This window comes from Nocardia sp. CC227C (assembly GCF_030767025.1).
In the GTDB taxonomy this organism is placed as follows: Bacteria; Actinomycetota; Actinomycetes; order Mycobacteriales; family Mycobacteriaceae; genus Nocardia.
On record NZ_JASITE010000008.1, the window covers coordinates 208,733 to 226,250 of the forward strand.

The window sequence follows — 17,518 nt, forward strand, 5'->3', positions numbered from 1 at the left end:
ATTGGTAAGAGGTCAAGTGGTCAGACCAATATTGCCCCGCCAATTCCCGCACGGATCGGGGAGATGCCCCCTAGATCTCCGGTTCGGCCGCCGTCCGCGTGGCCCCCGCCGACGCGGTCACCACACACACCACACCCGCCCACTGCCCGAAGTTCAGCACCTGCCCCAACACCAGCAGACCCGCCAGCGCCGCCACCGCGGGCTCCAGGCTCATCAGCACCCCGAACACCCGCGCCGGAATCTTGCGCAGCGCCTCCAACTCCACCGAATAGGGCACCACCGACGAGAGCATGGCCACCGCGAAACCCGCCGCCAGCACGGCGGGCTGCAACAGCGCCGCCCCCGCGTCCAGAATGCCGACCGGGGCCATCACAATGCCGCCGAAGGCCATGGCGAGCGCCAATCCGCCACCGCCGCTGGTACGTTCGCCGAGCTTGGCCGACAGCAGAATGTAGCCCGCCCAGCAAGCGCCCGCCGCCAGCGCCAGCAGCACACCCGACCACACCACCGCACCGTCGGAACGGGTGAGCAGGAAGACGCCGCCACCGGCGAGCAGCGCCCACGCCGGATCGATCCACCGCCGCGATCCGGCCAGCGCGATGGCCAGCGGGCCGAGGAATTCCAGCGTCACCGCCATGCCGAGCGGAATCCGGTCGATGGCCTCGTAGAAGCACAGATTCATCAGGGCGAGCACACCCCCGTAGGCGAGCACCACCGGAATCGCGCGGCGCTCGATGCGCAGCGCCGAACGCCACAGCACCAGCAGCACGATTCCGGCGAAACCCAGACGCAGGCTGACCGCGCCCGCGGGACCGGTGACGGCGAACAGCTGTTTGGCGAAGGCAGCGCCGATCTGCACGCTCACGATCCCGGCCAGCACCAGGGCGGTGGGTGGCACCCCACCCAGCCCCTGCTGCGCCACCCGCTGCCGAAACGGCCGGCGCTCCGGCGACTGCCACGCCCGATCGACGTCGATGGCTACCACGCTGTGTCCTCCGCTCCCCCGCCGTCCTCCACTCCCCCGCGCTTCTCCACTCCCCGCGCGCGGCCTCAGGATTTGGCCAGATACTCCAGCCGCTCGGAGTCCACGGCGGCATGCATCATGCCCGCCAGCCCCGGATGTGCGGTCAATCCCGGATCCGACTCGACCACCTCACGCGCCAATTGCTGTGCGGCGGTGATGACTTCCAGATCGTCGAGCAACGACAGCAGCCGCAGCGAGCGCGCGGTGCCGGACTGCGCCGAACCGAGCACATCGCCTTCCCGCCGCTGCCGCAGATCCAGCACGGCCAATTCGAAACCATCGGTGGTGGCGGCGACCGCCTCCAGCCGGGCCATGGCCGAGCCGACCGGATTGGTCTCGGTGATGAGCAGGCACAGACCGGCGTGCTCGCCGCGGCCGACGCGACCGCGCAGCTGATGCAGCTGGCTCACCCCGAAGCGGTCGGCGTCGACAATGGCCATGATGGTGGCGTTCGGGACGTCCACGCCGACCTCGACGACGGTGGTGCACACCAGCACGTCGATCTGCGCGTCGTTGAAGGCCCGCATGACGCTGTCCTTCTCATCGGCGGGCAGGCGGCCGTGCAGCAGGCCGACCCGCAGATCCGCGAGCGGGCCGCCGCGGAGCATGTCGTAGACATCCACCACCGCGTGCGTGGTCGAGCCCTCCTTCTCGGTCGCGGCCCTACCCTTCTTCTTGCCGTTCTCCTCTTCGTCGCCGCCGATGCGCGAACACACCACATACGCCTGGCGGCCCGCCCGCACCTCCTCGTGAATGCGCTCCCACGCGCGGTCCACCCAGGTCGGTTTCACCTTGGCGGGAACGACTTTGGTGGTGATGGGTGAGCGGCCGCGCGGCAGCTGGGTGAGGGTGGAGGTCTCCAGGTCGCCGAGGGTGGTCATGGCGATGGTGCGCGGAATCGGGGTGGCGGTCATGACCAGCAGATGTGGGCTGACCCCGTCCTTGGCCTTGGCGCGCAGCGCATCCCGCTGCTCCACCCCGAAGCGGTGCTGTTCGTCGACCACCACCATGCCCAGATCGTGGAACTCCACATTGTCCTGGATCAGCGCGTGGGTGCCGATCACGATGCCCGCCTCGCCGGTCATGGCGTCGAGCAGGGCGGCCTTCTTCTCCTTGGTGGACATGGAGCCGGTCACCAGCACGATCTTGGTGGCCTGGTCGGCCGCACCCAGCTCACCGGCGGCGCCGAGTTCGCCGAGCATTTTCCGCAATGACCGATAATGCTGGGCGGCAAGCACTTCGGTCGGGGCCAGCATGGCGCACTGGCGGCCGTTGTCCACCACCTGGAGCATGGCCTCCAAGGCCACGATGGTCTTACCCGAGCCCACCTCGCCCTGGAGCAGGCGATGCATGGGGTGGGTGCGCGACAGGTCGGCGGAGATCTCCCCGATCACGGTGCGCTGCCCCTCGGTCAGTTCGAAGGGCAGCTGCTTGTCGAAGGCGGCGGCGATACCGTCCGTGCGGGGCGGACAGGCGCGGGCAGTGCGGCCCTCCACGTCGTGGCGGCGTTCGGCCAGCACCAGTTGCAATGCCAGCGCCTCGTCGAAACGCAAACGGCCCCTGGCCTGTTCGATATCGGACTTGTGCTCGGGCAGATGGATGAGGCGTAGCGCGTCCGAGACCGCGATCAGGGCGTGCTCGGTGCGCAGCTCCTCCGGCAGCGGATCGTCGATGGGGTCCAGCTGGTCGAGGACCTGCCGGATACAGCGCAGCAGATCCCAGCTCTGCACCTTGGCGGTGGCGGGGTAGACCGGGATGAACTCGCGTTCGAAGAACGAGACATCCACGCCCCCTTTGCCTTTGGCGGTCTGCGCCAAGCCGCGCAACGCGCCGCCGCCACGCACCGTGGTGAGACTTTCCACGGTGCCGTCGCCGGAGTCCGGCAAGATCAGGTAGTCGGGATGGGAGAGATTCCAGCGATCGGGCCGCCACCAGTGCACGGTGCCCGACATCATGGCCTTGACCCCATCCTTGACCAGGTATTTCACCTTGTCGCCATTGAAGAAGGTGATGTCCACCGGGCGCGGGCCGCCCGTGTCCAGGGCCACCTTGAGCAGGCTGCCGCGGCGGTTCTTCATCGGCCGCAGTTCGGTTTTGGCGACGCGGCCCATCACGGTGATGTGCGCGCCCTCCTCCGGGGCCTCCTCGGTGAGCGGCTGGCCCTGGGTGGCGTAGCGCAGCGGATAGTGGCGCAGCAGATCCTCGACCGTGTGCATGTCGAACGCGTCCGCCAGCGGCTCGGCGGCTTTCACGCCGAGCACGTGGTCGAGCCGGTCGGCCAGTGTCGCCATCTATTCCACCCCGATCTGCACCAGATCCCCGGCCTGACCGCCGGGGTACACCACCACCTCCACGCCCGGGAACCCGGCCGTGATGTGCTCGGTCAATTCCTCCGCCAGCCCGGCGGGCGCGGGCGCGCCGAGCAGCATGGTGACCAACTCCCCGCCGAGACCGAGCATCCGGTCCAGCAGGGTGCGCGCGGCGGAGCGCACATCCGGATCGATCACCACCACATCGTGGCCGACGAGCCCGAGCCCGTCGCCGGCTTCGCACGTGCCGACGATGGTGAGGGCCCGTTCGGCGGCCACTCGCAATGCGCCCCAGCGGGTCACGGCGGCCGCCTCGGACATGGCGAACACATCGTCGGCGGCGGAGCGGCCCGCATCGTGCATGGCCAGCGCCGCCAGCCCCTGCACGGTGGAAGCGCACGGCAGCATGAGCACATCCCGATGGCCGTCACGGGCGGCCACACTCACCGCGACCAGTTCGTGCGCGGGCAGCGCGCCGTTCGGCAGTACCAGCACCTCGCGGTGCGGGAGGGCACGAATCGCGGCCAGCAGCTGCTCCGCGGTGACCTCACCCTCCAATACCGTGGCCCCGGCGTCCTCGAACAGCCGCACCGCACCCGAACCCGAAGTCACGGCCAGGATTCCGCGATCCGCGGGCCCCGCCGACGCGTGCGCCGACACCGCCAGCGTCTCGATCCGGATCCGGCTCAGCGCCCCCGCCGCCAGTCCGGCCTCCACCGCCGCCCCGGCATCGGCACAGTGCACGTGCGCCGACCACGCCCCGCCCCCGTCCCCCACCACGACCACCGAATCGCCCAGTCCGGCAAGCGCTTCGCGCAACCGCCCCGCCCGCCGCTCATCCGTCCGCGTCAGCAGGTACATGACCTCGTACTGCGGCACGGGCACGGCCGCGCCGGGGTCATCGGCCGCCGGGCGGGCAGCGGGCCGGACGGCGCGATTCGCCACCGCGGGGCCGGAACTCCGACCCGCCGCGCCCGCATCGGCCGATCCGCCGCGGTCCGGCGGGCGGCGGACGTACGCCGGGCGCACCGGCATGCGCCCGCCGGTGGCCGCGACGAGTTCGTCCAGCAGCACCAGCAATCCGCGTGCGCCCGCGTCCACTACGCCCGCCTCGCGGAGGACGCCCAGCAGGGTGGGGGTTTCGCCGAGCGCCTTGGCAGCGCCGTCCGCGGCGGCCAGCGCCACGGCGGGCAGCGAGTCCTCGGCGCAGTCGGCGGCGTGTTCGGCGGCCCGGTCGAGGATGGTGAGCATGGTGCCCTCGACGGGCGAGCTCAGCGCCTCGCGCACCAGCACGGCGGCGCGGCGCAGCGCATGCCGCAGCGATTCGGCCGTGAGCGGACCGGCGGTCACGGCCTCGCCCATACCGCGCAGCACCTGGGAAAGGATGATGCCGGAATTCCCCCGCGCCCCGACCGTCGCGGCCCGCGCCATGGCGACGGCGACCGAGTGGGCGCTGGGCCCGGCGCTGTCGGTCGTCGACCGTTCCTGTCCGGTCTCCGCCTCCGCCGCCCGCACCGCCGCCCGCATGGTGGTCAGCAGATTGTTGCCGGTGTCGGCGTCGGCCACCGGGAAGACATTCAGCGCGTTGATCTCGTCGCGATGCCGTTCGAGTCCTTCGAGGCAGCGCTGCCCCCAGCGCGTGAGCGCGGCACCGTCGAACACGTCCCCTTCCCCGGGCACCGTCACCGTCCTTCCACCACGTCATGGCCTGCGAAACCCCCGGCCGCCAGCCTAGTCGCCCACCCCGACAACTCGCCGACCTCCGATGTCGCGACCCCCGTCGATCACCGGTCCGGGTAGCGGCCGGGGACTATCGTGCGATGTGACACACATCACCGAGGCCAGTTGTTCGGAGGCGATCATGCGCTCGAATCGATCAGTACCGCTCTGCTCGGCCGTGGCCACCGCGACCACAGCCACCGCCGTCGCCCTGGCGGCACCGGCGGCCGCCGCGCCCGGCGGCCCCTTCGCCACCCTCTATTCCCTCACCAACGGCCCGTGCGTCGCCGTCGTCGACTCCTCGGTGAAGGGCGACGCCTACCCCGGTTCGGCCGCCTTCACGGTGGCGGCCGATCTGTACGGCGTCGGATCCTGCCAGCTCACCGTCACCCTGCACTGGCGCAACGAGTCCACCGGGCAGACCGGGACCAAATCCATCACCCCGCACGGCCCCGGTTTCTGGACGAACGACGGCAAATCGGCCATCTTCTCCCCGGGCTACGGTGAGATCGTCGGCTGGGTTACCGTCGACCAACCCCATATCGGACAATCCGGTGAGGTCGCGTTCACGGTGACCCCGCTGTAGTGGACGATCCGGGGGGCAATTGGACATCGCCGTCACGAGGTGGTTACTCTTGCAGGGTTGCCTCACGCGGGGCACCGGTCCTGCCCTCTCAGGCATCGGCCCGCGTTCGCCAGCCACCTGCTGGCGGGCACGTCCACGACATTAAGTTTTCGGACACGTCGCCTCGTGCGGCGCGTCCCCACATGACATGAAGGAGCTCGCGACTATGGCTGCCGTCTGCGACGTCTGCGCCAAGGGCCCCGGCTTCGGTAAGTCGGTTTCGCACTCGCACCGGCGCACCAACCGTCGCTGGAACCCGAACATCCAGACCGTGCGCGCGCAGGTTGCCCCCGGCAACACCCGCCGCATGAACGTGTGCACCTCCTGCCTGAAGGCGGGCAAGGTCGTCCGCGGCTGATTTCTCAGCAACCCACAGCGTCCACGCCCCGGAGCCCGTCACAGGGTGATCCGGGGCGTTGTCGTCGGTAGGGTGGTGTCGCGCACACGACAGGGGGAGGAAGTGAAGCGCTGGCAGGTGCTCCCGCTGGGGGCCGAGCACGTACACAGCCTGGCCGAATGCCATATCGCCTGCTGGCGTGAGGCGTACGCGAACCTGGTTCCCGCGCAGGTGCTCGACGCCTTCGATGTCGACCGGCGCGCCGAGCAGTTGGAGAAGCAGCGCCTGCGCTATCCGGAACGCACGGTGGTGGCGGTAGCGGGCGACGCCGTCATCGGCTTCGGCAGCGGTGGCCCGTCGCTCGACGAGTCCGCGCCCACCCCGCGCGAAGTCAATGCCCTGTACGTGCGCGCCGCCTGGTACGGCACCGGACTGGCCCACGATCTGATGCGCGCCGTCCTGGTCCCCGATGTCGACACCTCGCTGTGGGTGTTCGAGGAGAATCCACGCGCACGGACGTTCTACGGCAAGTACGGCTTCGTTCTCGACGGCGGTCGCCGCGCGGAAGCCTTCAGTCCGGCCCTGGAAGTGCGAATGGTGCGGCACGCCGCAGCGTTACCGCACCATTCCTAATCAATGGCTGTCCTAATCAATGGCTGCCGCACCGACGGCTACTCCGCACCGCCGATGCACTGCACCTGCTGGCTGATCGACTGCACGAAGCACGCGAGCGTCGAGGTCGTTCCGGACGACAGCGACGAGGCGCTGTTGGTGTCGAAGATGCTGCCGACGGGTGTGGCCTCCGACGGCGTGGCGGCCGGGGCGGTGTAGGGCTCCAGCGTCAGCGGCGCGGCCTGGGCGGCGGGGACGGCTGCGAACGCGGCACCCACGGCGAGGGCGGCGACGACACCGCGGGCGGTCTTTCTCTGCATGCATTTGCTCCTGAATAGGCTCTGGCGGGTGGTACACCCCTCACGGCAGACGCCAGTCCACCGGGGCGGCCCCTAGGGTACCGAGCAATTCGTTCGTACGGGAGAACGGACGAGAACCGAAGAATCCGCGCGAAGCGGACAGCGGTGAGGGATGGGCGGATTCGAGGTACGGCGTGGACCCCAGCATGGGCTTGAGCGTGGCGGCGTCGCGACCCCACAGAATCGCCACCAGGGGCTGGTCCCGGGCCACCAGCGCGCGAATCGCCTGCTCGGTCACTGCCTCCCAGCCCTTGCCGCGATGCGAGGCTGGCTGCCCCGGCGTCACGGTGAGCACGCGGTTCAGCATGAGCACGCCCTGATCCGACCACGGCGACAGATCACCGCAGGACGGCGTCGGGTGGCCGAGGTCCTTGGAGTATTCGGAGAAGATGTTGGCGAGGCTGCGCGGCACCGGCGAAACATCCGGAGCCACCGAGAAACTCAGGCCCATGGCGTGGCCGGGCGTGGGATAGGGATCCTGCCCGACGATCAGCACCCGCACCTTGTCGAACGGACGCTGGAAGGCTCGTAGCACGTTTTCGCCCTTGGGCAGATAGCCGCGTCCGGCGGCGAGTTCGGCCCGCAGGAATTCGCCCATGGCGGCGATGCGGTCGGCGACCGGCTCGAGGGCCTCGGCCCAGCCCGAATCGATGACCTCCGACAGTGGTTTGGCACCCATGTCCGGATAACATACGGCGCGCGGATTCACGGCGAAACCTCACCCACCCGAAGCGAACGACTCCCACCCGGCGGGTCCGGGCCGGGGCGCGCCGTCGACGGTCACGCCCGACCCCGTGCCGACGCGGCCGATCGGCTGCCAACCTGCGGGAATGCTCTCGGGGTCGCGGAAGGTGGCCGCGAAGGCGTGGTCCTCGCCGCCGGTGAGGATCCAGTCGAGCGGATCGGTGTCGAGGGCGGTGGACACCGGATCGAGGGCCGGGTCGCGCAGCGCGGCGGAGTCGAGATCGATGGCAACACTGGAAGATTGGGCGATATGCCCGAGATCGGCGAGCAGCCCGTCGGAGACGTCGGTGAGCGCCGAGACCGGCGCGGCGGCGGGCAGCTCCCGTACCGCACGGTAGGTCGGATGCGGAACACGATGGGCGGCAACCACATTCGCGAACGGTTCCGGGTCGATACCGGCGCTGAGCACCGCCAACCCGGCCGCCGACCAGCCCAGCCGCCCGGCCACCGCCACCACATCGCCGGGGCGGGCGGTCGACCGCAGGATCGGGTCGCGGTGCGGATCGCCGAACGCGGTCACCGAAATCACCAGCTGTGCGCTGCGCACCATATCGCCCCCGGCGACGGAACCGCCGCAGCGCGCGATCTCCGCCCACATGCCGTCGGCGAGATCGCGCACGAAATCCACCCGGGTCTCGGCCGGGCAGCCCAGCGCCACCACGAACGCGCTCGGCGTGGCCCCCATGGCCACCACGTCGGCGGCGTTCTGGGCGATCGCCTTGCGCCCGATATCGTATGCGCTCGACCAGTCCAGCCGGAAGTGCCTGCCCTCCACCAGCATGTCGGTGGTCACGACGAACCTGCCCGTCGGTGCGGCCACCACGGCGGCGTCGTCGCCCGGCCCCAGCAGCACGCCCGGAGCCTGCTCCCGCCCGGCGTTCACCGCCGCGATCAGCGCGAACTCCCCGAACTCGGCCACCGTCACCGGCTCGGCGCGGTCCGCACGCTCCGGCGCGGCACCGCCGCCACCGGGCATGGCGCTCCCCCCGATTCCGGCCGCGGCGGGCCCGCCGCTTCCCCGCGCGGCAGGCCCGCCGACGTCTCGATTGCTCCTGCCGGTGATGACGGTCTCCTTACGGCCGAGTGCGCTGCGGGTGGTGGACCAACCGACGGTACCCTCGTCCCTGCACTCGCAGACCACCAGCCGGACGCCACCGCCCGGCCGAGCAGATCGAGGATGTCGGACCGGATGAGCAAGGACACGCACGGGAACGAGACGGAACCCACGTCCGCCGAGCAGTCGGCGCGACCCGGCGATCCCGACAGCCGGTCGCGGGGCGAGCACGCCGACGACACGGCCGCGCACGACTCCGACGCGGCACCGGCACGAACCTCGCTCGGTAAGTCCCACGACCCGGTCGACGAGCCCGACGACGACACGTCCGAGGTCGCGGCCGACGAGTCGGGTGCCGTGGTCGGAGAATCGGACGGCCCGGCAGCCGAATCGAGTGACACGGGCCGCTCGCCCGCACTCATCGCCACGGCCGTCGCGCTGCCCATCGCGCTGCTGGTGGGTGTGATCGTGATGGCGGTGGTGGCGCGGCAGAACGTGACGCGGGAACCCCTGGCGCTCGGGTCGGTGCCCGCGCCCGGGGCCGACGGACCGGCGTGCACAGCCCTGCTGCCCGCGCTGCCCGGGGACATCGGCGACTACACCACCTCGGAGCTGGTGGAGCCCGCGCCGCCCGCCACCAAGGCATGGCAGCTGCCCGAGGGCGGGGAGCCGATCGTGCTGCGCTGCGGGCTGGATCGGCCGCTGGAGTTCCACCGGGCGTCGCCGTTGCAGGTCGTCAACGGGGTGAACTGGTTCGCGGTGCGCGACGAGACCAGCGGGGTGACGTCGGGGACGTGGATCGCGGTCGACCGGGGCACGTATATCGCGGTCACCATGCCCGACAGTGCGGGTCCGACTCCACTCCAGGAGATTTCGAACGCGATCACCGACACGGTTCCGGCGCAGCCGCTCGATCCGGGCGAGCTGCCGAACTAGCTGCCGAAAGCCGACCCGCTCAGGGCTTGGCGAATCGGGCGGTACCGGAGCGGCACCCTATCGCCCGCACGGTCAGCGCAGCCCGGTGCCGCGCGCCAGCGCCGTCTCGATGAGCGTACTCACCAGCGTCGGATTGTCGATGCCGGTGGCCTCCCACATGCGCGGGTACATGGAGATGGAGGTGAAACCGGGCATGGTGTTGATCTCGTTGATGACCGGACCGTCCGCGGTGACGAAGAAGTCGACGCGGGCCAGCCCCTGGCAGTCCAGCGCCCGGAACGCCTGGACCGCCAGCTCGCGGATCCGCGCCGCCACATCGTCGTCGAGCTTGGCCGGGACATCGAATTCGCAGACGTCGTCGATGTACTTGGTGTCGAAGTCGTAGAATCCGGGCCCCTCGGCGGCGGGATCGGCATCCGGCATCCGGATCTCGGCCACCGCACTGGCTTCCACCCGGCCGTCCGGGAATTCCAGTACGCCACACTCGACTTCGCGCCCCACGATCCCGGCTTCCACGATCACCTTCGGATCGTGTTCGCGGGCGGTGGCGACGGCGGCGTCGAGATCGTCCCAGGCGACCACCTTGGTGATGCCGATGGAGGAACCGCCCCGTGCGGGCTTGACGAAGACCGGCAGTCCGAGCCGACGCTTGTCGGCCTCGCTCAGGGTGGGCGCACCGGGCCGCAGCACCACCTGGGTGCCGATGGGAAGTCCTTCGGCGGCAAGGAGTTTCTTGGTGAACTCCTTGTCCATACCGGCCGCGCTGGCCAGCACGCCCGGACCCACATACGGAACACCGGCCAGTTCCAGCAGCCCTTGCAGGGTGCCGTCCTCACCCCAGGGGCCGTGCAGGACCGGGAACACCACATCCACGCTGCCGAGCAGCTCGCCACCGCCGACCGGCACCAGCTGCCCGGACCGGCTGGGGTCCACGGCCAGCGTGAGCGCGGTCCCCGTGGACGCCTCGACCGCGAGCTCCCGCGCCTTGCCGCTCAGCTCCCGCGGGTCCCTACCACCCAGCACCCAGGTGCCCTCGCGCGTGATCCCGATCGGAATCGGCTCGTACCGTTCGGGATCGAGGCTGCCCAGCACGGTGCGAGCCGATACGCACGACACGCCGTGCTCATTGCTCCGCCCGCCGAACACCACCGCCACCCGGATCCTGTTGGTCATGCCCGGAACCGTACCCGGTCACCGATGACGCTTCGGTTACACGGGTGACTCGCCCGGCTCTCGAACCGGACGCCAACGGTGCCGCACCGGGCCGTGGACCGCGGCGCGCCCGATCAGCGGCGGTGTCACTCCGACTTGAGTCGCCGCCCGAGCAGCTGCCCCACCGCCTCCGAGGCCGACAGCCCCGCGTGGCAGACCCGGTGCACGGCATCGGTGAGCGGCATCTCCACCCCGGTCCGCTCCGCCAGCGCACGCACCGAGGTGCAGGACTTCACGCCCTCGGCGACCTGGCCGTGGGTGGCCGCCTGGGCGGTCTCCATGGTGCCGCCGGAGCCGAGGACGTAGCCGAACGAGCGGTTGCGCGACAGCGGGGACGTGCAGGTGGCGACCAGGTCGCCGACTCCGGCCAGACCGGCGAGGGTCACCGGTTCCGCGCCGAGGGCGACGCCGAGCCGGATGATCTCGGCCAGCCCGCGGGTGATCAGGCTGGCGATCGAGTTGTCGCCCAACCCCATGCCGGAGGCGATACCGCACGCCAGGGCGATGACGTTCTTGCACGCGCCGCCGATCTCGCAGCCGACCACATCGGTATTGGTGTATGGCCGGAAGTAACCGGTGGCGCAGGCCCGCTGCACCGCCTCGGCGCGCGCGGCGTCGCTGCACGCGACCACGGTGGCGGCGGGTTGGCGGGCGGCGATCTCCTTGGCCAGATTCGGCCCGGACAGCACCGCCACCCGACTCGGGTCCGCGCCGCTCACCTCGGCGATCACCTGGCTCATACGCAGCAGCGTGCCGGTCTCGATGCCCTTGGCCAGGCTCAGCAGCGTCGCGTCGGCCGGAATATCGGTCTTCCACGCCGCGAGATTGGTCCGCAGCGACTGCGACGGCACCGCCAGCACCACGATATCCGCGCCGTCCAGGGCGATCCGGTGGTCGTCGGTGGCGGCGACGGGCGGCAGTTCCACATCGGGGAGATACCGGGGATTGCGGTGCTCACCGGCGATCGCCTTCGCGACCTCCGGTCGCCGGGCCCACATGGTGACCTCGGTTCCCGCCTCCGCCAACACCTTCGCGAACGCGGTCCCCCACGAACCCGCTCCCAGCACCGCTGCCCTCGTCATCAGACCAATATATGCACCCGCCGCGCCCAGCCGGGTCACACCGCCACACCCGGGAACATTCCCGCGCGCTCACCGCTTGGCATTCCAGAGCGGTGGTCGCGTCCGGGCGTTCACGAGGCGTTTACCGCCACCGCCGCGCGTCGGACAACCATCGAGTGGGAGGATTCGGGCATGCGCTCGTTCGTGCACGCCGTCATCGCGGTGAAGAGTCTCGAGCTCGCCAAGAGCCGACTCGCCGACCGGCTGCACCCGCACGACCGGCCCCGCCTGGTGCTGGCCATGCTCGCCGACACCGTCGACGCGGCCGCCGCGACGCCGGAGATCGGTTCGGTCACGGTCGTCACCCCCGATCCGCGGGTCGCCGATCTGGTGCGCGGGCTGGGGGCGCACGTCCACCCCGAGCCGCCAGGCCCGGATGCCGGGCAGTCCCCCGCCGTGACACTCCGCGCCCCCGCGACACCACTCGATGCCACGCCGGACCCGGCCGCCTCCCGCACCGGAGGGGTACCGCGGCGCGCGGAAGCGCCCCGCCCCCGCGCGCGGGGCGAGCGACTCCGCGCCGAGCCGCACCGTCAGCCGGCGGGAGGCAGCCACTCCGGCGGCCCGGCCCCGCTCCATACCGCCGGATTCGACCCCGTCCCCCCGCGCGGGGGACTGAACGCGGCCCTGTCCGCCGCCGCCGACGCGGTGCGACGCAGGCACGGACCGGTGGAACTGCTCGCCCTGCAGGCGGACCTGCCCGCGCTGCGGCCCGCCGAACTGTCGGGAATGCTCACCGCCGCACCCGGGAATCAGCGCGCGGTGGTGGCCGACCACACCGGGACCGGCACCGTCGCTCTGCTCGTGCGCGACGGATCCACCCCGCTCGCCCCGCTTTTCGGCGCCGACTCCGCCCGCCGTCACATCGCCGCCGGTGCGGTGGCGTTGCTCGGCGACTGGCCCGGGTTGCGGCAGGACGTGGACACCGCCGACGATCTGGGGCGGGCGATGGCACTCGGCGTGGGCGTGAACACCCGTGCGCTTCTGGGTGAACTCGGTATGGCGCTTCCGGGCGACGGCAAACATTCAGTGGACCGCATGGGTCCGCCGGTGCGACGACCGGCGTGATCTGCGCTGCAATGGGCGGTGTCGGACAGGCGAGCCCCTCGGCAGATAGGGAATGATCGTGAGTGTGAGCGATACGGAAACCGTCAAGCAACCGCCGCAACTTCCCGCGGCCCCGCCCGCGGCGACCCCACCGCCCACGCAGTCGAAGCTGCCGCAGGATCGCTACCTCAATCGGGAACTGAGCTGGCTCGATTTCAACGCCCGCGTGCTGGCCCTGGCCGAGGACCGGTCACAGCCGCTGCTCGAGCGTGCCAAGTTCCTCGCCATCTTCGCCTCGAATCTCGACGAGTTCTACATGGTCCGCGTGGCCGGTTTGAAGCGCCGCGCCGAGACCGGCCTCTCGGTGCGCTCCGCCGACGGCCTGTCCCCCACCGAGCAGCTCGACCTCATCGCCGCCCGCGCCCAGGAACTCGCCGACCGCCACGCCCACGTCTTCCTCGACTCGGTGCTGCCCTCCCTCATCGAGGAGGGCATCGCCATCATCGGCTGGGCCGACCTCGACGACGCCGAGCGCGAACGCCTCTCCGGCTACTTCACCGACCAGGTCTTCCCGGTCCTCACCCCGCTCGCCGTCGACCCGGCACACCCTTTCCCCTACATCTCCGGTCTCAGCCTCAATCTGGCCGTGACGGTGAAGGATTCGGAGACCGGCGGCGAGCACTTCGCCCGCGTGAAGGTGCCCGACAATGTGGACCGGTTCGTGCGGGTGCGCCGCTCCAACCCGGCGCGGGACGTCAACTCCCCCAGCGGATCCGCCATGGCGGCCTTCCTACCCATGGAGGAGCTTATCGCGGCGCATCTGCCGCTGCTGTTCCCGGGAATGGAAGTGGTGGAACACCATTCGTTCCGCATCACCCGCAATGCCGACTTCGAGGTGGACGAGGACCGCGACGAGGACCTGTTGCAGGCCCTGGAACGCGAACTCGCCCGCCGTCGCTTCGGATCCCCGGTGCGGCTGGAGGTCTCCGACGATATGACCGAGCACATGCTCGATCTGCTGCTGCGCGAGCTCGATGTCGATCCCGGCGACGTCATCCAGGTGCCCGGCCTGCTCGACCTGTCCTGCCTGTGGCAGGTGTACGGGGTGGACCGCCCGCACCTCAAGGACGCGCCCTACGTGCCCGCCACACCCCCGGCCTTCGGCGAACGGGAAACGCCGCGAAACGTTTTCGCCGCCCTGCGCGAGGGCGATGTGCTGGTGCACCACCCCTACGACTCCTTCTCCACCAGCGTGCAGCGGTTCATCGAGCAGGCCGCCGCCGATCCGCAGGTGCTGGCCATCAAGCAGACGCTGTACCGCACCTCCGGCGACTCCCCCATCGTCAACGCCCTCATCGACGCCGCCGAGGCCGGTAAGCAGGTGGTGGCGCTGGTGGAGATCAAGGCCCGCTTCGACGAGCAGGCCAATATCAAGTGGGCGCGCGCCCTGGAGCAGGCGGGCGTGCACGTGGTCTACGGCCTCATCGGCCTCAAGACGCACTGCAAGACCTGCCTGGTGGTGCGCCGCGAGGGCGCGACCATCCGCCGCTACTGCCATATCGGCACCGGCAACTACAATCCCAAGACCGCGCGCCTCTACGAGGACGTCGGATTGCTCACGGCCGCACCGGAGATCGGTGCGGACCTCACCGATCTGTTCAATTCGCTGACCGGTTACTCGCGCAAGGCCAACTACCGGAATCTGCTGGTGGCCCCGATCGGGGTGCGCGCCGGGATCATCGAGCGCATCGAACGCGAGATCGAGCTCGCCGAGCAGGGCCGGCAGGCGCGAATCCGGCTGAAGGCCAACGCCATCGTGGACGAACAGGTGATCGACGCCCTCTATCGCGCCTCCCAGGCGGGGGTGCCGGTGCAGATCGTGGTGCGCGGCATCTGCGGCCTGCGCCCCGGCGTGCCGGGGATGAGCGAGAACATCGAGGTGCGTTCGATTCTCGGCCGGTACCTGGAGCATTCCCGGGTGCTGCACTTCCAGGCACAGGACGAGTACTGGATCGGCAGCGCCGATATGATGCACCGCAATCTGGACCGGCGGGTGGAGGTCATGGCGCAGGTGAAGGACCCGCGCCTGGCGAAACAGCTGGGCGAGGTCTTCGATTCCGCGCTGCACCACGACACCCGCTGCTGGGTGCTGCAATCCGACAGCAGTTGGCTGGCGCGGCCGGATACCTCGGTGGCGGGCGAGCAGGTGCGCGACCACCAGGAACACCTGATGCGACTGCGACGTCCGGATCGCCGGTGAACGGCGCGCGTACCGATATGACCGAAGGCACCGCGACCGCGGAGAACGGCAACGGGATCAACGATCCCCGCGTGACACCCAATATCCTCGCCGCCGGTGCCGTGCTGTGGCGGCACGACCGCTCGAGCGGGCTGGAGATCGCCGTGGTGCACCGGCCCAAGTACCAGGACTGGTCACTGCCCAAGGGCAAGCTGGATCCCGGTGAGACCCCGATGGTCACCGCCGTGCGCGAGGTGGCCGAGGAAACCGGCCTGCAGTGCCGCCTGGGCCGCTATCTGGGGCATGTGACCTATCCGATTCCGGGGCATCGCAAGCTCAAGCGGGTGTACTACTGGGCGGCCGAGGTGGTCGACGGGGCGTTCTCCGCCAATTCCGAGGTGGACGAGCTGCAGTGGCAGCACATCGACAGTCTGATGGATCAGCTGTCCTATCCGATGGACCGCACCGTCGTGCGCAGTTTCCTTCGGCTGCCGGCCGATACCTCCACCCTGCTGGTGGTGCGGCACGCCAAGGCCGGGCGCAAGGAGCGCTTCACCGGCCCGGACGACGAGCGGCCGCTCGAGAAGGCCGGTCGCGCCCAGGCCGCTGCGCTGGTGCCGAATCTGCTCGCCTTCGGCGCCGGCGAAATCCACTCGGCCCCACCGCTGCGCTGCGTGCAGACGGTGGCCCCGCTCGCCGAGCGGCTGGGCGTCGAAATCGTCCGGGAGCCGTTGTTGTCCGAATCCGGGTACGCACGCGACCCGGACGCGGCGCTGCGGCGGGCCGTGCGGCTGGTTTCCGAGGACACCGTTCCGGTCATCTGCAGCCAGGGCAAGGTGATTCCGGATCTGCTCGACCGCTGGGCCGGGCGCGACGGCGTGGTGCTGCCGCCGGCACGCAATCGCAAGGGCAGCGTGTGGGTGCTGTCGCTGCGCGGAGGCCGGCTGGTGGCCGCCGACCACCTCGACCGGGCCCTCACGATCGATATCGGACGTTAGACCGAATTCGGTGTGCCGCTGGCGGATTTAACGCCGTCAGCGGCGTATTCGGCCGGCGGAGATACGACCTCCATTTATACGGTCATCCGACCATTCCATCCGGAGACTTTTTCGCCGTCACAACCGCCTCATTCCGGCACACCGGCACCATTTCGCGCCGTCACGGGCCCATTTCGCGTCAGGGCTAGCGCAATTCACCGCGGGGGCGGCCCACCCGGCCGAGAACCCCGCTCCGACAGGCCGATCCGGCCCCTGACGGGGCGATCTTCCCCCGACCGGCCCGATTCCCCGCCCCGGCAGGCGAATCCGGCCCCTGACATGCGAAACGGCCCGGGCCGATGGCCGGGCCGTTTCGCATATGTCGTCCCACTGCGTAGCGCAGTTCCTCCGCTGGACGCTATCCCCGTCAGCGACGGGCAGTGCGCTTGGCGGTGGTCTTCTTCGCCGGCGCCTTCTTCGCGGTCGTCTTCTTGGCCGTGGTCTTCTTCGCCGCAGTTGCCTTGGCAGTGGTCTTCTTTGCCGCCGTCTTCTTGGCGACCGGGGCCTTCTTCGCGGTCGTCTTCTTGGCGGCGGTCTTCTTGGCCGTGGTCTTCTTGGCGGCCGTCTTCTTGGCGGGAGCCTTCGACGCGGCCTTCTTGGCCGTGGTCTTGGCCGGAGCCTTGGTGGCGGTCGTCTTCTTCGCCGCGGCCTTCTTGGCCGTCTTCTTGGCGGCCGTCTTCTTGGCGCCGGCTGCCTTGCCCGACACCGGGGCGGCCACACCGCGTTTCACGGCCGGGCCGCTCGCGGCGATCTTCTGCTTACCCGCGATGATCGCCTTGAACTGCGCGCCCGGACGGAACGCGGGAACCGAAGTCGGCTTGACCTTGACGGTTTCGCCGGTGCGCGGGTTACGGGCGACGCGAGCGGCCCGCTTGCGCTGTTCGAAGACACCGAATCCGGTGATGGTGACGCTCTGGCCTTTGTTCACAGCGCGCACGATGGTGTCGACCATCTGCTCCACTGCCGCAGTAGCCGTGCGCCTGTCAGTACCCAACTTCTCGGTCAGAACATCGATCAGTTCCGCCTTGTTCATTGAATCCTCCGCAGACTAAATGGCCCGTCGTCGGACCGACTAGGTACCACGTTAAACCTTCATTGGGCAAGAGTCTATGTGCCACGCCAAAATTCATGTGGCGTGGCACA

General features: G+C 70.0%; 16 protein-coding genes. 7 read left to right on the top strand and 9 right to left on the bottom strand.

Annotated features, from left to right (window positions below):
* Nucleotides 1-70: 70 nt before the first annotated feature.
* The 3 genes from QMO76_RS18450 to QMO76_RS18460 all read right to left on the bottom strand — a co-directional run bounded on the left by QMO76_RS18450 (nucleotide 71) and on the right by QMO76_RS18460 (nucleotide 5,013).
* The gene (locus QMO76_RS18450) at nucleotides 71-985 is read right to left on the bottom strand and encodes a DMT family transporter (protein ID WP_306362552.1); all 915 of its coding nucleotides are present in this window, start codon (nucleotides 983-985) and stop codon (nucleotides 71-73) included.
* A gap of 65 nt (nucleotides 986-1,050) precedes the next feature.
* Nucleotides 1,051-3,315 carry an ATP-dependent DNA helicase RecG gene (recG, locus tag QMO76_RS18455; protein WP_306362553.1) on the bottom strand — a complete coding sequence of 755 codons (2,265 nt, stop codon included), beginning with the start codon at nucleotides 3,313-3,315 and terminating at the stop codon, nucleotides 1,051-1,053.
* Nucleotides 3,316-5,013, bottom strand: a complete 1,698-nt coding sequence (locus QMO76_RS18460; RefSeq protein WP_306362554.1) for a DAK2 domain-containing protein — start codon at nucleotides 5,011-5,013, stop codon at nucleotides 3,316-3,318.
* Nucleotides 5,014-5,155: 142 nt separating this feature from the next.
* On the opposite strand from QMO76_RS18460, the gene QMO76_RS18465 reads away from it, so the two are divergent.
* The 3 genes from QMO76_RS18465 to QMO76_RS18475 all read left to right on the top strand — a co-directional run bounded on the left by QMO76_RS18465 (nucleotide 5,156) and on the right by QMO76_RS18475 (nucleotide 6,647).
* On the top strand, nucleotides 5,156-5,638 hold the full coding sequence (locus tag QMO76_RS18465) for a hypothetical protein (RefSeq protein ID WP_306362555.1): 483 nt from the start codon (nucleotides 5,156-5,158) through the stop codon (nucleotides 5,636-5,638).
* Between the two features lie 205 nt (nucleotides 5,639-5,843).
* Nucleotides 5,844-6,035 (top strand): 50S ribosomal protein L28, encoded by a 192-nt coding sequence (rpmB, locus tag QMO76_RS18470; protein WP_011210730.1) that lies wholly within the window; start codon nucleotides 5,844-5,846, stop codon nucleotides 6,033-6,035.
* A gap of 75 nt (nucleotides 6,036-6,110) precedes the next feature.
* Nucleotides 6,111-6,647 (top strand): GNAT family N-acetyltransferase, encoded by a 537-nt coding sequence (locus QMO76_RS18475; RefSeq protein ID WP_306362556.1) that lies wholly within the window; start codon nucleotides 6,111-6,113, stop codon nucleotides 6,645-6,647.
* 38 nt (nucleotides 6,648-6,685) lie between these two features.
* Here QMO76_RS18475 and QMO76_RS18480 read toward each other — a convergent pair whose 3' ends face one another.
* From QMO76_RS18480 to QMO76_RS18490, 3 genes are read right to left on the bottom strand one after another with little or no spacing between them, the layout of a single operon-like run.
* A complete protein-coding gene (locus tag QMO76_RS18480; RefSeq protein WP_306362557.1) occupies nucleotides 6,686-6,946 on the bottom strand; it encodes a hypothetical protein in 261 nt (86 codons plus the stop codon).
* 40 nt (nucleotides 6,947-6,986) lie between these two features.
* Nucleotides 6,987-7,664, bottom strand: coding sequence for a uracil-DNA glycosylase (locus tag QMO76_RS18485; protein WP_306362558.1), 678 nt, complete (start codon nucleotides 7,662-7,664; stop codon nucleotides 6,987-6,989).
* A 39-nt stretch (nucleotides 7,665-7,703) separates the two neighbouring features.
* Nucleotides 7,704-8,705, bottom strand: a complete 1,002-nt coding sequence (locus tag QMO76_RS18490; RefSeq protein WP_306362559.1) for a thiamine-phosphate kinase — start codon at nucleotides 8,703-8,705, stop codon at nucleotides 7,704-7,706.
* A 213-nt stretch (nucleotides 8,706-8,918) separates the two neighbouring features.
* Here QMO76_RS18490 and QMO76_RS18495 point away from each other — a divergent pair, with 213 nt between their 5' ends.
* On the top strand, nucleotides 8,919-9,719 hold the full coding sequence (locus tag QMO76_RS18495) for a DUF3515 domain-containing protein (RefSeq protein ID WP_306362560.1): 801 nt from the start codon (nucleotides 8,919-8,921) through the stop codon (nucleotides 9,717-9,719).
* Nucleotides 9,720-9,791: 72 nt separating this feature from the next.
* Here the strand turns inward: QMO76_RS18495 and QMO76_RS18500 are convergent, their stop codons facing one another.
* Both QMO76_RS18500 and QMO76_RS18505 read right to left on the bottom strand, forming a co-directional pair.
* Nucleotides 9,792-10,892, bottom strand: a complete 1,101-nt coding sequence (locus tag QMO76_RS18500; RefSeq protein ID WP_306362561.1) for a D-alanine--D-alanine ligase family protein — start codon at nucleotides 10,890-10,892, stop codon at nucleotides 9,792-9,794.
* A gap of 125 nt (nucleotides 10,893-11,017) precedes the next feature.
* On the bottom strand, nucleotides 11,018-12,013 hold the full coding sequence (locus tag QMO76_RS18505) for an NAD(P)H-dependent glycerol-3-phosphate dehydrogenase (RefSeq protein WP_306362562.1): 996 nt from the start codon (nucleotides 12,011-12,013) through the stop codon (nucleotides 11,018-11,020).
* A gap of 171 nt (nucleotides 12,014-12,184) precedes the next feature.
* Between QMO76_RS18505 and cofC the strand changes: the two genes are divergently transcribed.
* Genes cofC through QMO76_RS18520 form a run of 3 tightly spaced genes read left to right on the top strand, consistent with a single transcriptional unit; the run spans nucleotide 12,185 to nucleotide 16,336 of the window.
* Nucleotides 12,185-13,120, top strand: coding sequence for a 2-phospho-L-lactate guanylyltransferase (gene cofC, locus QMO76_RS18510; RefSeq protein ID WP_306362563.1), 936 nt, complete (start codon nucleotides 12,185-12,187; stop codon nucleotides 13,118-13,120).
* Nucleotides 13,121-13,172: 52 nt separating this feature from the next.
* Nucleotides 13,173-15,359, top strand: coding sequence for an RNA degradosome polyphosphate kinase (locus QMO76_RS18515; RefSeq protein ID WP_306362564.1), 2,187 nt, complete (start codon nucleotides 13,173-13,175; stop codon nucleotides 15,357-15,359).
* Between the two features lie 17 nt (nucleotides 15,360-15,376).
* Nucleotides 15,377-16,336, top strand: a complete 960-nt coding sequence (locus QMO76_RS18520; protein WP_306362565.1) for an NUDIX hydrolase — start codon at nucleotides 15,377-15,379, stop codon at nucleotides 16,334-16,336.
* A gap of 406 nt (nucleotides 16,337-16,742) precedes the next feature.
* On the opposite strand, the gene QMO76_RS18525 is transcribed toward QMO76_RS18520, so the two are convergent.
* On the bottom strand, nucleotides 16,743-17,408 hold the full coding sequence (locus QMO76_RS18525) for an HU family DNA-binding protein (RefSeq protein WP_306362566.1): 666 nt from the start codon (nucleotides 17,406-17,408) through the stop codon (nucleotides 16,743-16,745).
* Between the last annotated feature and the right edge of the window lie 110 nt (nucleotides 17,409-17,518).

Excerpts from the sequence above, each read along its gene's own strand:
- recG (WP_306362553.1), bottom strand. The coding sequence starts at position 3,315 with ATGGCGACACTGGCCGACCGGCTCGACCACGTGCTCGGCGTGAAAGCC.
- rpmB (WP_011210730.1), top strand. The coding sequence starts at position 5,844 with ATGGCTGCCGTCTGCGACGTCTGCGCCAAGGGCCCCGGCTTCGGTAAG.
- QMO76_RS18480 (WP_306362557.1), bottom strand. The coding sequence starts at position 6,946 with ATGCAGAGAAAGACCGCCCGCGGTGTCGTCGCCGCCCTCGCCGTGGGT.
- QMO76_RS18485 (WP_306362558.1), bottom strand. The coding sequence starts at position 7,664 with ATGGGTGCCAAACCACTGTCGGAGGTCATCGATTCGGGCTGGGCCGAG.
- QMO76_RS18490 (WP_306362559.1), bottom strand. The coding sequence starts at position 8,705 with ATGCCCGGTGGCGGCGGTGCCGCGCCGGAGCGTGCGGACCGCGCCGAG.
- QMO76_RS18495 (WP_306362560.1), top strand. The coding sequence starts at position 8,919 with ATGAGCAAGGACACGCACGGGAACGAGACGGAACCCACGTCCGCCGAG.
- QMO76_RS18500 (WP_306362561.1), bottom strand. The coding sequence starts at position 10,892 with ATGACCAACAGGATCCGGGTGGCGGTGGTGTTCGGCGGGCGGAGCAAT.
- QMO76_RS18505 (WP_306362562.1), bottom strand. The coding sequence starts at position 12,013 with ATGACGAGGGCAGCGGTGCTGGGAGCGGGTTCGTGGGGGACCGCGTTC.
- cofC (WP_306362563.1), top strand. The coding sequence starts at position 12,185 with ATGCGCTCGTTCGTGCACGCCGTCATCGCGGTGAAGAGTCTCGAGCTC.
- QMO76_RS18515 (WP_306362564.1), top strand. The coding sequence starts at position 13,173 with ATGATCGTGAGTGTGAGCGATACGGAAACCGTCAAGCAACCGCCGCAA.
- QMO76_RS18520 (WP_306362565.1), top strand. The coding sequence starts at position 15,377 with ATGACCGAAGGCACCGCGACCGCGGAGAACGGCAACGGGATCAACGAT.
- QMO76_RS18525 (WP_306362566.1), bottom strand. The coding sequence starts at position 17,408 with ATGAACAAGGCGGAACTGATCGATGTTCTGACCGAGAAGTTGGGTACT.